10 protein-coding genes and 1 pseudogene are annotated in these 14,962 nt (G+C 63.3%); 9 read left to right on the top strand and 2 right to left on the bottom strand.

Annotation, left to right across the window (positions count from 1 at the left end; translation table 11 throughout):
• Positions 1-210: 210 nt before the first annotated feature.
• The 5 genes from fdhA to katG all read left to right on the top strand — a co-directional run bounded on the left by fdhA (position 211) and on the right by katG (position 6,905).
• On the top strand, positions 211-1,428 hold the full coding sequence (gene fdhA, locus QFZ33_RS11515) for a formaldehyde dehydrogenase, glutathione-independent (RefSeq protein ID WP_307027562.1): 1,218 nt from the start codon (positions 211-213) through the stop codon (positions 1,426-1,428).
• Positions 1,429-1,539: 111 nt separating this feature from the next.
• Complete coding sequence (locus tag QFZ33_RS11510) at positions 1,540-2,856, top strand: molybdopterin molybdotransferase MoeA (protein ID WP_373427262.1); 1,317 nt, start codon at positions 1,540-1,542, stop codon at positions 2,854-2,856.
• Positions 2,844-3,725 (top strand): formate dehydrogenase accessory sulfurtransferase FdhD, encoded by an 882-nt coding sequence (gene fdhD / locus QFZ33_RS11505; protein ID WP_307027560.1) that lies wholly within the window; start codon positions 2,844-2,846, stop codon positions 3,723-3,725. Before QFZ33_RS11510 ends, fdhD begins: the two co-directional genes overlap by 13 nt.
• Positions 3,712-4,206 (top strand): molybdenum cofactor biosynthesis protein MoaE, encoded by a 495-nt coding sequence (locus tag QFZ33_RS11500; protein WP_307027558.1) that lies wholly within the window; start codon positions 3,712-3,714, stop codon positions 4,204-4,206. The genes fdhD and QFZ33_RS11500 overlap by 14 nt, the downstream gene beginning before the upstream one ends.
• 404 nt (positions 4,207-4,610) lie before the next feature.
• Entirely contained in the window at positions 4,611-6,905 is a 2,295-nt protein-coding gene (katG, locus tag QFZ33_RS11495) for a catalase/peroxidase HPI (RefSeq protein WP_307027556.1), read from the top strand.
• 1,380 nt (positions 6,906-8,285) lie between these two features.
• On the opposite strand, the gene QFZ33_RS11490 is transcribed toward katG, so the two are convergent.
• On the bottom strand, positions 8,286-9,218 hold the full coding sequence (locus QFZ33_RS11490) for a LysR family transcriptional regulator (protein ID WP_307027553.1): 933 nt from the start codon (positions 9,216-9,218) through the stop codon (positions 8,286-8,288).
• A 162-nt stretch (positions 9,219-9,380) separates the two neighbouring features.
• On the opposite strand from QFZ33_RS11490, the gene QFZ33_RS11485 reads away from it, so the two are divergent.
• From QFZ33_RS11485 to QFZ33_RS11470, 4 genes are all read left to right on the top strand, one after another.
• Complete coding sequence (locus tag QFZ33_RS11485) at positions 9,381-10,685, top strand: aromatic ring-hydroxylating oxygenase subunit alpha (protein ID WP_307027551.1); 1,305 nt, start codon at positions 9,381-9,383, stop codon at positions 10,683-10,685.
• Positions 10,682-12,097, top strand: coding sequence for a ferredoxin reductase (locus tag QFZ33_RS11480; RefSeq protein ID WP_307027549.1), 1,416 nt, complete (start codon positions 10,682-10,684; stop codon positions 12,095-12,097). Before QFZ33_RS11485 ends, QFZ33_RS11480 begins: the two co-directional genes overlap by 4 nt.
• Before the next feature lie 503 nt (positions 12,098-12,600).
• On the top strand, positions 12,601-13,728 hold the full coding sequence (gene moaA / locus QFZ33_RS11475; protein WP_307027547.1) for a GTP 3',8-cyclase MoaA: 1,128 nt from the start codon (positions 12,601-12,603) through the stop codon (positions 13,726-13,728).
• A gap of 6 nt (positions 13,729-13,734) precedes the next feature.
• Positions 13,735-14,004 (top strand): MoaD/ThiS family protein, encoded by a 270-nt coding sequence (locus tag QFZ33_RS11470; RefSeq protein ID WP_307027546.1) that lies wholly within the window; start codon positions 13,735-13,737, stop codon positions 14,002-14,004.
• Between the two features lie 207 nt (positions 14,005-14,211).
• On the opposite strand, the pseudogene QFZ33_RS23930 reads toward QFZ33_RS11470, so the two are convergent.
• Positions 14,212-14,319 (bottom strand): annotated as a pseudogene (locus QFZ33_RS23930) (LuxR C-terminal-related transcriptional regulator); the annotation flags it as partial.
• Positions 14,320-14,962 lie beyond the last annotated feature (643 nt).

Genomic DNA, 14,962 nt, shown 5'->3' with positions numbered 1-14,962 from the left:
TCAGCCACGTGTAGTCAGAGAAGCGTCCAAAGGATGAGCTGTCCCGTGCCCGTGAATGGTGCTTCGATGTCCTGAAACCTGGGGAGGTAGCCTCATCGAAGCACCGCTTTCGGGCAACGGGGCAGCGCCGGCAACTTTGCCGGACCAGTGCAAGGCGATCGAAATGCCAGGCCTGGCGCCAAATACGACCCCCAGCCAAAAGGAGTGTCCATGTCAGGAAACAGAGCCGTTGCCTACAAAGAACCCGGTGTCGTCGAAATCATCAACACCGACTACCCGACGTTCGAACTCAAGGATGGGCCTGGCGTCAATCCGGCCAACGTGGGCCGAAAAGTAACCCACGGCGCGATCCTGCGCACGGTGACAACTAACATCTGTGGCTCGGACCAGCACATGGTGCGCGGCCGCACCACCGCTCCCAAGGACCTGGTCCTCGGCCATGAAATCACCGGCGAAGTGGTGGAAATCGGTCCGGACGTGGAGTTCATCAAGGTGGGAGACATCGTCTCTGTACCTTTCAACATCTCCTGTGGCCGTTGCCGGAACTGCAAGGAGCGCAAGACCGGCATCTGCCTGAACGTCAACCCAGACCGCCCGGGCAGCGCCTATGGTTATGTGGACATGGGCGGCTGGGTGGGCGGCCAAGCGGAATACGTGCTGGTCCCCTACGCTGACTGGAACCTGCTCAGGTTCCCGGATCGCGACCAGGCCCTGGAAAAGATCATGGACCTGACCATGCTTTCCGATATCTTCCCCACCGGCTTCCACGGCGCCGTCACTGCAGGAGTGGGCGTCGGATCCACCGTTTACATTGCCGGTGCAGGCCCGGTGGGCCTCGCGGCCGCCGTCGGCGCGCAGCTGCTCGGTGCAGCCGTCGTGATTGTCGGTGACATGAACGAAGACCGCCTGGCGCAGGCCCGCTCCTTCGGTTGCGAAACGGTGAACGTCTCCAATGGCGATCCGAAGGACCAGATCGAGCAAATCCTTGGCGTCCCCGAAGTGGATTGCGGCGTCGACGCCGTAGGGTTCGAAGCCCGCGGGCACGGCAAGGACGCATCGCACGAAGCCCCGGCCACCGTGCTGAACTCCCTCATGGACATCACCGCCGCAGGTGGGGCCCTTGGCATCCCAGGCCTTTACGTCACTGGCGACCCCGGTGGAATTGACGATGCCGCCAAGCACGGCTCCCTGTCCCTGTCCTTGGGCACAGGATGGGCAAAGTCCCTGTCCTTCACCACCGGCCAGTGCCCTGTCATGTCGTACAACCGCCAGCTTATGATGGCCATCCTGCATGACAAGGTCCAAATCGCCAAGGCTGTGAACGCCAAAGCGATCCCGCTTGAGGATGCCGCGCGCGGCTACGCCGAATTCGACGCGGGCTCGGCAACGAAATTCGTGCTGAACCCAAACGGATACGTCAAGGCGTAGAACCCCAGCTGATGGGGCCGGGAACCGTGAGGCAAACACCACCTGGTGCTGGCCTCACGGTTCCCGGCCCCCATCTTTCAGCGAATTACTACCTTTTGAAAAGGGGCACCGTTGCTCGCTCACGAAATCGCCGCCAGCGGTCCCACTCCGGAGTTACCTTCTGCCGGATGCCCACCCGGACATCCCTCCCCCACCTGGCCCGAAGCCCGGCAGCTGGCTTTCGATTGCGCGGTCGCGCTTGCGCCCCTGGATGTCCCGCTCCCATTGGCAGCAGGCCGCACCCTGACCCGCGACGTCGCCGCTCTGCAAAAACTCCCCCATTATGACTCCTCTGCCATGGACGGCTGGGCCGTCAACGGCAGCGGTCCCTGGGTCCTTACAGACCATGGGTGCTTTGTGTCCCCCGGGCGTGCCATCGTCATAGCCACAGGCGGACTTGTACCTGCCGGCACCCAGTCGATACTCCGCAAGGAAAGCGGCCAGCTCCATCAAAACGCTGACGGCAGCCTTCTCCTGCGGCTCAATGACAACGCAAAGGAAGGCGAACCGGGTCTGGGCCAGCATATCCGGCCTGCAGCTGAAGAAGCTGTGGCCGGTGAACTTCTGATCCCTGCCGGCACAACACTGAATCCGGGCCACATCGCCTTGGCCGCCGTGGCTGGCCACGACACTCTTCAGGTGCAGCCCAGGCCGGTGGTCGGAATCGTACTGACGGGTTCCGAAGTGGTGACTCAGGGCGTTCCGGCACCAGGACAGGTCAGGGACACGTTCGGTCCGCAGCTGGGCACGGTCATTTCCCTCCTGGGGGGCACGTCCGCCGGCTCCCTGCGGATCGGGGATTCCTACCCCGACTGGCTCGCGGCACTTGGCGGTTCAGATGCGTTCCCCGGGGTGATGCCGGACGTGATAGTAACCACTGGCGGAACCGGCTGTTCAGGGACAGACCATTTCCGCGCCGCCGTAGCCGCCCTCGGTGGGCGCCTGCTGCTGGACGGCATCGCTATGCGCCCCGGCCACCCGGCCGTCCTGGCCGAACTCCCCGATAGTCGCTTCGTCGTCGGACTTCCTGGAAATCCCTTGGCCGCCATGATGGCACTCATCACGCTCGCAGACCCGCTGCTGGCGGCACTCGGAGGCAGGCCCCTGAGCGCCGTTGGACAGGTGACCTCCGCCGCTGACGTTGATCCGTACCCTGGCCGTACGCGTCTTATTCCCTGCAGGTTCATCGAGGGGCTGGCCTTCCCCGCCTCGCATACAGGGCCCGGCATGATGCGTGGACTGGCTTGGGCCGACGGCGTCATGGCCGTTCCCCCAGGCGGAGTCCAGTCCGGCGAGCCGGTGCCTGTGCTCCCCCTCCCCTGGACGCAGGCTAATCAAAAAAATCCTTCCACCACACACCGAGCACGGAGCACCGCATGGCCCGCATGACACAGCGCCGAAAGATCCACCGCTTCCACCTGGACCGGTCCGGGACTGAATACGCGGTACGGTTCAAGGAAGACATACTCGCCGCTGAGGAGCCCTTGGAAATCCGAATCGGCGGCCGCTCTTTCGCTGTCACCATGAGGACCCCCGGGGACGATTTTGACCTGGTGGCCGGATTCCTGGTCTCAGAAGGCATCATCAGTTCCCACTCCGAGCTGGTATCGCTGCGCTTTTGCGCCGGCGATGCCGGCGGAGAACAGACGTATAACGTGATCGAGGCCCAACTGAGGCCGGATGTACCCATGCCGGAGACTATGCGGCATGTCTATACTTCAAGCTCCTGCGGCATCTGTGGGACAGACTCCATCGACTCCGTCCGCAAGACCCTGCCCTTCGATCCCGCCCAGGACGCGCTGCGGATTCCCGTGGATCTCCTCGCCGAACTGCCGGAGCGGCTTCGCGAGGCCCAAGGTCTGTTCGACAAGACCGGCGGCGTCCATGCGGCCGGCCTGTTCAAGGTGGACGGTACCAGCCCTGAACTGCTTTGTCTCCGGGAAGACGTCGGCCGCCACAATGCGGTCGACAAAGTGGTGGGGTGGGCCCTGCGGCAAGACCTGCTGCCGTTGAGCGGCACCGTACTCCAGGTTTCGGGGCGGGCTTCCTTCGAGCTTGTCCAAAAGGCCGCCATGGCCGCCATTCCCGTCCTGTCTGCCGTGAGCGCGCCCTCCAGCCTGGCCGCCGACCTCGCCGCCGAGACCGGAGTGACCTTGGTTGCATTCAGCAGGGGACACAGCCTGAATGTCTATGCGGGACGCGAAAGGCTGGGCCCTCAGCAGAAAGTGATCCGCGAGGAAACCTATGCCCGGCGCTGACGTAGTCCTCGCCCAGCTCAGTGAACAGCCTATCTCGGTCGACCGGGCCACAGCGGCAGTCCAAGGCGACGAAGCCGGGGCGGTGGTCAGCTTCAGCGGCGTAGTCCGGAACCACGACGGCGGCATGGCCGTCAGCAGACTAAGCTACTCGGCGCACCCCACAGCACATCACATCCTGGCCGAAGTCGTGACAGAACTGGTCGCGGAGCATGCCGGGAAGGCCGACAAACCGGTCCGCATCTGGGCCGCCCATCGCGTCGGAATGCTCCAAGTGGGTGATCCTGCACTGGTCTGTGCCGTCTCGGCAGCCCACCGTGGCCAGGCCTTTGCTTTGTGTTCAGAACTTGTGGACCGCATCAAAGCCCGTGTGCCAATCTGGAAAGAACAGTTCTTCGAAGACGGCACCGTGGAGTGGGTCGGCGCAGGCCAAACCATAGCCACCCGCACAACCTCGCCAAGCCCAGAAAAAGGAGCATCATGACTGCCACCATTTCGACTGCCATTTCAACAACCCAGTAAGGTGCCCCCGTTACGTCCGACGGACGCTCTAGGTCAGTTGGTGCCGACGGCGCCATCATCCTGAACGATTACTACGACACGGCGGCGAGCAGTCCGACCTCCTAACACAGCACGAATGCGCCGACAAATGCTCCGACTCGGACTGTACAGGAGGGACTCCCACGGGGAGCGCCCAACCGTTGAGGCCCGCGTCCGGGCCCGGACATTAAATAGCTGCTCACCTGATGCACCAACGCGCCTTGGTGGCACGTGGTTTCGCGGCCCGTGCCGCTATGCACACCCACCTCCAACGTGCGTAGCAAAGGTTAGCTCCATGTTCCAGCACACGACCAAGAACACACGGCCTCGGCCTATGGAAGGAAGCACATGACTGATCGACAGGAACACCCTCCGGTCCCCACCCCGGGCAGCGCCCAAGGCCTGGACAGCAAGGTTGAGGGCGGCTGCCCGGTGGCGCACGGAAGCGTGACCTCGCACGGCAGCGAGAGTGAGAACCCGGCCATTGACTCGCCGCAGCCCAAGGGGCACCGGCCGCGGACCGTCTCGGACTGGTGGCCCAACCAGCTGGACCTCTCGGTGCTCCACTCACACAATCCCGCGGGTAACCCGCTAGGCCCCACGTTCAGCTACTCGGAGGAGTTCCAGAAGCTCGACGTCGAGGCCCTCAAGCAGGACATCACCGAGGTCCTCACCACGTCCCAGGATTGGTGGCCGGCGGACTTCGGCCACTACGGCGGCCTAATGATCCGGCTGAGCTGGCACGCCGCCGGCACCTACCGTGTCCACGATGGCCGCGGTGGTGCAGGCGACGGCAGCCAGCGCTTTGCCCCGCTGAACAGCTGGCCGGACAACGCGAACCTGGACAAGGCCCGGCGGCTGCTGTGGCCGGTCAAGCAGAAGTACGGCCAGAAGCTCTCCTGGGCCGATCTGCTGGTCCTCGCGGGCAACGTGGCTCTCGAGTCCATGGGCTTTAAGACCTTTGGCTTCGCCTTCGGCCGGGAGGATGTCTGGGAGCCCGAAGAGATTTTCTGGGGCCCTGAAGACACGTGGCTCGGCGACGAACGCTACATCGGCGAAGGCCAGATGTCGGAGGAAGTGGGCTCCACGGAGATGGGCCTGATCTACGTCAACCCCGAGGGGCCCATGGGCAACCCGGATCCCAAGCTGGCGGCAGCGTTCATCCGCGAGACCTTCAAGCGGATGGCCATGAACGACGAGGAGACCTTCGCACTGATCGCCGGCGGTCACACGTTCGGCAAAACCCACGGCGCCGGAGATGCCGATGCGCACGTGGGCCCCGAGCCGGAGGCCGCCGACCTCGAAGCACAGGGCTTGGGCTGGCTCAGCACCTACGGCAGCGGCAAGGGCGGTGACACGATCACCTCCGGACTCGAAGTCACCTGGACGGACCGGCCCACCCAGTGGAGCAACCGCTTCCTGGAGATCCTGTTCGAATACGAGTGGGAGCTGGTCAAGAGCCCAGCCGGCGCCCACCAGTGGGTTGCCAAGGACGCCCCGGAAATCATCCCGGACGCGCACGACCCCGAGAAAAAGCACCGGCCCACCATGCTGACCACGGACCTGTCGCTGCGCTTCGACCCGATCTATGCGGAGATCGGCCGGCGCTTCCTGAAGAACCCGGACGAGTTCCAGCTCGCCTTCGCCAAGGCCTGGTACAAGCTGCTGCACCGCGACATGGGACCTGTCGGCCCGCACATGCTCGGGCCGTGGGTCCCCGAAGCCCAGCTGTGGCAGGACCCGGTCCCGGCAGTGGACCACGAGCTGGTCAATGAGCAGGACATTGCGTCCCTCAAGGCGTCGCTCCTAGACTCCGGCCTGTCCGTCTCCCAGCTTGCCGGCACCGCATGGGCGGCCGCGTCCACCTACCGCAAGACCGACAGGCGCGGCGGGGCCAACGGTGCACGGATCCGGCTGGAGCCGCAGCGCGGCTGGGCGGTCAACGAGCCCGAGCAGCTGTCAACGGCTTTGCAGTCCATCGAGAGGGTGCAGCAGCAGTTCAACTCCGCCCAGGCCAACGGCAAGAAGGTTACGCTCGCTGACCTGATCGTCCTTGGCGGCTGTGCCGCGGTGGAGAAGGCAGCGAGCGACGCCGGGTTCCCCGTCACTGTGCCGTTCCGTCCAGGCCGCACTGATGCGGCTCAGGACCAGACCGACGTCGAGCAGTTCCAGTACCTGAAGCCGCGGGCGGACGGATTCCGGAACTACGTCCGCCCCGGCGAGAAGCTCCAGCCGGAGACCCTCCTGCTGGACAAGGCGTACCTGCTGGACCTCTCTGCGCCGGAAATGACAGCACTCATCGGCGGCATGCGAGCCCTGGGCACCAACGTCGGAGGCTCCAACCACGGCGTCCTCACGGACAGGGCGCAGGTCCTGACGAACGACTTCTTCGTCAACCTCCTGTCCCCCGGCACCAAGTGGAAGGCATCCGAGACGGAGGAGAACGTCTACGAGATCAACGATGTCGCCACCGGCGAGCTGAAGTGGACGGCCACGCCGGTGGACCTGGTCTTCGGTTCCAACTCCCAGCTCCGGGCACTGTCTGAGGTCTATGCCAGCGACGACGCCAGGGAGAAGTTCGTCAACGACTTCGTGGCCGCCTGGGTAAAGGTCATGGAGCTTGACCGCTTCGATCTGGACTGACCGCTGCCTCCGGGCCATCGCCATCACGGTCCCTGACCGCGTACTCGCATAAGCCAAACACCAACGCCCCGCCCTCCATCCAGGGAGGGCGGGGCGTTTCGTCGTTGAGATACAGGTCCCAACTGCTACTGGGCCTCTGCCGGCAGGCTATTGAGCCATGGGACCAATTCTTCATGGGCGATGAGTGGTTTCGAATTGACGTAGCACGCTACTAATTAGCTGTTTTCGATTTGGCGCCGCAGGGGCGTAGTACTGCATCCGACTAGGGCAGCGGCCTCATCCAGACTGTAGGCAATCTTCCGCCTCGTATGACACGGGCAGCAGTTCACATGCTGGTAGCCCTTCCATTCATTCTCGCCGTTCATTCTGACGAGCCGCCGGCTCGTCAGGTGGGCACTGGCATCGGCAGAATGACTAATGAATTGATCGTGCCCGTGTCCCGAACCCCTGAGGAGGTAGCCCGAGCTCGGGATGACCACGACGGCACTCCGGCGCTACTGCCGTGAATCCGGCATCACACGAGGCTCAGCAACCGGCGAAACCCGCTTCACCAGGGCGACATCGAGCGCTTGATGGTATGGGTCCGGCAACGCCAGGACAAGGCCGACGAGTGGTGGAACGAACCCGAGCGGGACCCCGTCGCCTAGTTGCCCGCACCTCGCCCTCACCTCCATGGACCTACCCGCACCTCATTCTGATCGCTAGCGGACCATCCTCGTCACATCCGGCGAGCCTGCGTACTAAGTTGCGGAAAGAAAGTCACAACTGGCGGGTGGTGGAGCGCTGCGCCGGCTGAAGTAATCAGTCGGGAATCCAGCCAGCAGGCCCGCCAGGACCAACACCCTGTGCCCGGCAACAGCGTGACCAGACCGACGAGCTCACGAATGTCGACCCTAAGAATCGCCAGGACGACCACGAGCAGAACATAAGCCGCAGCCAGGGTGTGCTGGTTGCAGTGATGGTATTTCCCCCGCGTCCGGCTCTTCGGCTTGGGGAGCTGCTTCGCATACTCCTTGGCCGTGCCGAATGCGGCTTCCGCGGCTGTTCCTGTGGCAGCCTCGTGGGACCGGACTTCGTCCAGGCTTCAGCTATTTCTGGCTCAGGCAGCCCACGCACTCGGTGATTGGAAGTCCTGCGTTCCTCGTAGCTCATGGTTGTTCCCGTCGCGCCGTCTGATCTCTTAAGAGCTTCGTTCATTCTCCGCCAGGCCGTCCTGAGCCTCGAATTCCTGCCGACCCAGCTCAGTGAGTGTGAACCGCTTGCGGCCCGGACCGGTCTGGCCGTGTTGCCACGAGTGCTCGACGAGGCCCCGGCCGCGCGGACGTGTCGCCACCTTCTGGGCCTGCTGGTCCGTCGACAACGACTCGCGGCCATGCGATTTCAGAGATCGTCTTCGGGTCGGGCGGCGAGGATCCGATTGGCGCTGACCTGCAGGATGCCGAGCGACTCCTGGATCAGGGGCGACGTGATGCTGCCCCTGCGCACTGCAGCGACGATACGGCGTGTGGGCTTCCCCTTGCCCGTTATGCGCAGTCGGACCACGTTTTCGGCACTACGCAGGGGTGCGAGTCGCGGCAGCAGGCCCACGCCCAGCCCGGCACCAACGAAGGCGATCTGGGTTTCCCATTCAACGGCCTCATGGGCAATCCGCGGCGTCACCCCGACTGCCGTGAACGCTGCGGTGAACAGGGAATGGTAGGTGGAACCGGCGGCCTCGGTGATCCAGGGTTCCGATGCCAGCTCTTCGAGCGTCACCGATTCCCGTGATGCCAACGGATGGTCGGAGGGGATGATCACGTCCAGGGGATCGTCGAGCAGGACGGTCTGCTCGAAGCGCGGATCGTCCTCAAGATAGGTGTCGGACTGCATGGCGACGATGACCGCGAGGTCGATTCGCTCGGCAACCAACAAGTCGAAGCAGCGGGCCGGGTTGGCCTCGAGTACCTGCACCTCTACCAGGGGGCGTGTTGAGCGCAGGGTGGCGGCCAGCGGCGCGAGCAACTGGGCGGCCGCCGTGGAGAATCCGCCGAGGCCAAAACGAGACTGGACCTGGTCGCCGGCCTCCATGGCAGCGGCGCGCAGGCTCTCCCAGTCGGCAATGAGGGTGTCCGAGCCCGCCACGAGAAAGCGGCCCGTGGCGGTCAGCCGCACACCCCGGCCGTCCTTCGTCAGCAGCTGCATCCCAAGCACACGCTGGAGCTCCCGCAATTGCGCGGAGACGGCAGAGGGAGAATAACCCATGAGCTCCGCAGTTGCGCCCACGGTGCCACACCGGGCAAAGACCCGAAGTGTGATGAGCCTTGAATCGATCATGCACCCATTGTGCACTGTTATCTATCAAATCTTACGCTTTTATTGCAGAAGATTTGTGACTAATGTCATCGCTACAACGTTTGCGACAACGCCGGTTGCACCCACCAACTCCGTGGTCTCCACGAATTCCACACTTCCCCAGCCCTTCCGGGAGGACACCCAATGACTGCTTCAGTGAACGCGCCCCTCAATTCACGCGGAAAACTCGCTTCATCTTTGCCTGCAGAGCAGCTGGCGGAGATCAGCGAGCTGTTCGAGTTCCGGCGCAAGGGATATTCCCTCGACGCGCCCTTCTACACCGATGCCACGATTTTCAAGATCGACATGGAAGCCATTTTTGGCCAGCACTGGATTTTTGCCGCCAGCATCGCCGAACTCCCGGAGGCTGGCGACTACGTCACCGTTGACTATGGACCCTACTCCCTGATCGTGCTGCGCAATGACGACGGCGGCGTGAACGTCCTGCACAACGTATGCCGCCACCGCGGCGCCCGCGTCCTGACTGAGCCCGCCGGGTCAACAGGAAACCTGGTCTGCGGATACCACTCCTGGACATACTCGCCGGAGGGCAATCTGATCCACGCCTCGGCACCGGGGGAAACGAAGTTCGACAAGGGCTGCTTCGGCCTCAAGCGCGCCCACAGCCGCGTTGTCGCCGGACTCATCTTCGTCTGCATTGCGGACGAACCGCCGGCGGATTTCGACGAAACCGCTAAGATCTTCGAGCCTTACCTCGCGCCCCACGATCTGTCGAAGACGAAAATCGCCTACCAGCAGAACATCGTCGAGGAGGGCAACTGGAAGCTCGTCATGGAGAACAACCGTGAGTGCTACCACTGCGACGGCCACCCGGAACTCGCCTGTTCCCTCTTTCCCACCTGGGGCCTGACGGAGGGCCTCATCCCGGCCCACCTGGAGGAAGTGTGGGACCGCAACAAGGAAGCACAGTCATCGCTCGAGGAGCGTTGCCGCCGCTATGGTCTTCCCTATGAGGTGGTGGAGGAACTCGACACGCGCATCGCAGGAATCCGCATCTCCAGGGAATCGCTCGACGGCGACGGCGAATCGTTCTCGCCCGATGGGCACAGGCTCTCCAAGAAGCTGCTCGGCGACTTGCCCGACTTCCGCCTTGGCCGCTGCTCGATGCACCTGCAGCCCAACAGCTGGTTCCACTTCCAGAGCGACCACGTCATCACGTTCGGCGTTTTCCCCATCAACGAACACCAGTCCCTGGTGCGCACCACCTGGCTGGTAGCTGACGACGCCGAGGAAGGCGTCGACTATGACCTGGAGAAACTCACCTACACCTGGAAGCAGACCAATCTGCAGGACAAGGCGTTCGTGGAGCTGTGCCAGACGGGCGCCGGCAGCCCCGCCTACGAGCCCGGCCCTTACATGAAGAGCGAGTACCAGGTGGAGGCATTCATCAACTGGTACGTTCAGCGCGTGCAGGAGCACTTGGCATGATTGAACTCGGCACCGTCGCGGCAATCCTGGAACCACAGCGCATTCGCGGTCTGGAGATGCCGTGGAACAGGGTGATGGGCACCACCGAGGGACCCGCCGGTGCCGCCCGCGCATTGGGCCCCTGGCATCCGCAGGAGTTCATGGCCGAATGTGTCGAGACCGTTCCCGAGGCGGGCGGCATGATGACCTTCGTGTTCCGCCGCTGCGACGGTGCGCCCCTGGCGTTCCGTGCGGGCCAGTACGTGAACGTTGCCTTTCCCGTGAACGGCGAGGACCAGGATCCGGTGGACCGCAGCTACTCGCTGTCCAGTTCGCCCACCGAGCCGTGGACCTTCAGCATCACAGTCAAATGCGACCCCACGGGACTGGTTTCACCGTGGGTGCACGAGAACGTCGCACCCGGCACCGTCCTCGAGATGCTCGGACCGGTCGGGGCATTTCACCTGCCCGATGCCGACCGGCGGGCACGGTACCTCTTGCTGGCCGCCGGCGCAGGCATCACCCCCATCATGTCGATGCTGCGGACCATCCACTCCCTGCCCGGAACGGCCGATGTCGTGGTGCTCTACCACGGAGCGGAGGCCGGAGGATTTGCCTTCCACGAGGAGCTTGCCTACATCGCCTCCGTGGACTCGCGAGTCAAGGTCTTCTACGCCCTGGGCGACCGCAGTAAACCCGAAGGGTGGGAATGGCTCAGCGGAAGGCTGACGGCGGCCATGCTCGACGACGTTGCCCCCGATGCCAACGGCCGCCAGGTCTATGCCTGCGGCCCCGAGGGTTACCTGAACACCGCTACCGAGCTCTTGGGGAAGATCGGGGTCGACGACACCTCCATCAACATGGAATTCTTCACGGGAGACCGCCAGACGATCCTTGAATACCAGGCGGAGATCGCGCTTGCAGTGGACATTGCCGAGGAAATCGCCGAGGAAATCGCGGATTCCGCCGAGGACTACTACGAAAGCCAGCCCACAGCGTTCGGGCTCTACGAGCCCGGCTACGACGCCGAGGGACCCCTGAAGGCCACGGGGCTGCCGCTGGAAACCGTCGACCCGGACGCGCCCACGTCCGAAGCCCCCGACGGCAGTCCGGACGTGGGGCCAGAAGCTGCCACCCCTGACGCCTCGAGCTTCGACACGGTCGGAACGGGAAGCCTCACCCTGTCCTTCATGCGCACCGGCATCAATGTGCGCATCGACCCCACCGAGCACATCCTGGGTCCGGCCCAGCGTGCGGGCGTCAGGATCGGCGCGAACTGCAAGGAAGGCATGTGCGGCTCCTGCAAGATCGTCAAACTTTCCGGGGAGATCGAGATGAACCACCAGGGCGGGATCCGGGCACGGGAAATCGATGCAGGCAAGTTCCTGCCCTGCTGCTCCACAGCGCGGACCGATATGGTGATCGATGCCTAGCCGCTTCCACCTGCTCTAGGCCGGACAGCAACAGGGATCGTTTTCACGGCAAGAATACAAGGCCGAGAATGCAGGCGTGGCGTTTCGCTTGCCCCCTATGGATCCGCGGGCTCCCCCATCCACGTCGTGCCTTTCCGGGATATAAACGCACCACTGACTCGAGGCCATGTGGGACAAGATGCCGGCCATCAAACCGATGCACCAACCCGCCGTGGTGGCATGTGGCTCCGCAGCCCGTGCCGCCTGGGCACACCCCAACTCATTAGAAAGGTTTTACATGACCCAGCGCAACGACCAAATACATACTCTTCGAGTTAGCGGCAACGGGAAGGAATCTGTGGATATCCAACTGGAATCATCCAGTCCAGTGACCGTTCGGCTACAGCTGGATGGTCACTGCAGTTGCCAGCACGACCACGGAAACCGCCCTGGTTCGTACATTGACAGTGATCTTGGCATCCACTGACGGCGGCTGCGACCACCGCCCTGAATCAGCCTGAACCATGACCGTTCAGCTAGGTATCCCAGCATTGCGCCCCGTCCTCACCAACTATCAGGGGACCGCTCCGGATCCGCGTCCGCCCGAACTTCCCTCGGCACTACTGGACCGCTTTGGCCGTCAAGCAACGGACATGCGGCTGTCGGTCACGGACAAATGTAACCTTCGCTGCACCTACTGCATGCCGGCAGAAGGCTTGCAATGGCTGCCAAAAAAAGCCGTCATGACAGCGGGCGAGATTGAGAGAATCGTCGGCCTCGGCGTCGAGCGTCTGGGCGTGAGGGAACTCCGAATCACCGGCGGAGAACCCCTGGTCCGGCCAGACCTCGTGGATATTATCGCCGCACTGCGGCAGCGCCACCCCCGCCTCCCCATCTCCATGACTACCAACGGCGTCGGGCTTGAGAAGAAGGCGAAGTCGCTCAAGGCGGCGGGGCTAACCAGGGTCAATGTTTCCCTCGACTCCCTGCATGAGGAAATCTTTACGCAGTTGACCCGGCGCCCGTTCCTCGGCCAGGTTCTCGCCGGCGTCGAAGCCGCCCGCGCCGTTGGCCTAGGCCCGGTCAAGATCAACGCAGTGCTGATGAGGGGTATCAATGACCACGGAGCCCCGGGGCTCTTGGCATGGGCATTGGAGCGAAACTTTGAACTGCGCTTCATCGAACAAATGCCGTTGGATGCCCAACGCGGATGGACAGAACGGGAGATGATTACGGCCCTCGAAATCCGCGCCCTGCTCTCAGCAGACTTTGTCCTGGATCGGGATCGCCGTCAGCGGGACGGCGCGCCAGCCGAACGGTTTGAAGTGCGACGGCGGAAGGGTGCTACCGGTGAGGCATCCGGACCTGTTTTGGGAACCGTGGGGATTATCGCGTCCGTCAGCGAACCTTTCTGTGCCGATTGCCGACGAACCCGCATTACCGCTGAGGGGAAGGTCATGAGCTGCCTCTTCTCCCGGGACGAGTTCGATCTCTTGGGGCCTTTGCGAACCGGTGCGCATGACGACGAACTGGTGCGGCGCTGGCAGGATGCCATGTGGATGAAACCCCGCGCGCACGGCATGGACCAGACTGGTCTCGGAACCGAAGAGTTTGTGCAGCCAGAGCGCAGTATGAGTGCGATCGGAGGCTGAGGAATCATGCTCGTAAGATACTTCGCGGCCGCCTGCGCAGCGGCCGGCGTCCAGGAGGAACACTTCGATCTTCCCGAAGGAACCACCTTCGAGGAGCTGATCGCCGCCATACTGGCGATTGAACGCTGCGACGGATACTCAGCAGATGCACCTTCCCTGGCCGGGGTCATCCCGCAGTGCAGCTTCCTCCGCAACGAGGTCGCCCTACGGGACCGCTCTGCGGCCCTCCGTCTGGGGGATGTCATCGACATCCTGCCGCCGTTCGCGGGCGGATAGCGCCCTCAGAGCCCCCCTTGCAGACTTGGTTTCCTGAGATGACGCACTGTGGTCAGCAACGCCAAGCGCGCCCTGATTGGAGTTGACAACTTCGTGGTTGGCGAAAGGTCCGTTTATCTGGCCCTTCAAAATCGGCGAAGATGCGACCCGAAAGAGAGGCCAACCGACGGCCCACCAGGGTGCGACATGCATATTGGCCGTGTCGCGTCACCGGAGTCCGGCGCTGTGGGCCGGAGCGATTGCTTCGGTGCGGGAGCGGACGTTACGTTTCCGGAAGACGTTCCGAATGTGAAACTTCACGGTGTTTTCGCTGATGTGAATACGTCAACGTGATTCAAGACCAGTGTGACGGCTTGAATCAGGACCACCGCGCGACTGGCCGCTTGCTTGTGACGGGCCGGAGCGCAGCGAAGGTCCGTCTTGGTCCTGGTCCTTTAGGCTGAGCGCATGGACGAGTCCATCCCGGCCGTGAGCAGATTCAGTCCGCTGGCACCGTAGCGTTGCTGCTTGAAGGAACGGTCGCTGATCTGCCGAGCGGGTTGAAGAACACCGCCTTGGCCAACGTGTTGCGGGCTTCCCCCTGCAGGCTCCACGGCAGCCATCGCAAATGACCACGCCGACCGAATTCGAGGCGGTCCACTACGCGCCCCCGCAACTCGTATGAGTGCAGCACGGAGCCTGCGCCGGTTCAGACAGACCCGGGTGACAGTTGACGGATACAACCAAATTAACCTGAAGCTCTTGACTCGGGCGGATCGCACCCTTAGGGTTTTGATATATGAGTCGTATGTCACACGTTGCCGACCCCGACTCGAGGTTTTCATCTCGATGGGTCGGCGCGAGGGTGCCGGAAACCAAGGCCCTGGATATCCATCTCGAAGAGCAGTGATACATGACGACGCCGTAACCATCTCGCGAGCCCTGCGGCCATATCGGCTGGCATTGAGCCAGCCGGCAT

This window comes from Arthrobacter globiformis (assembly GCF_030815865.1).
In the GTDB taxonomy this organism is placed as follows: domain Bacteria; phylum Actinomycetota; class Actinomycetes; order Actinomycetales; family Micrococcaceae; genus Arthrobacter; species Arthrobacter globiformis_B.
The sequence above is the reverse complement of the archived record's forward strand: the minus strand, read 5'-3'. Positions and strand labels throughout refer to the sequence as shown.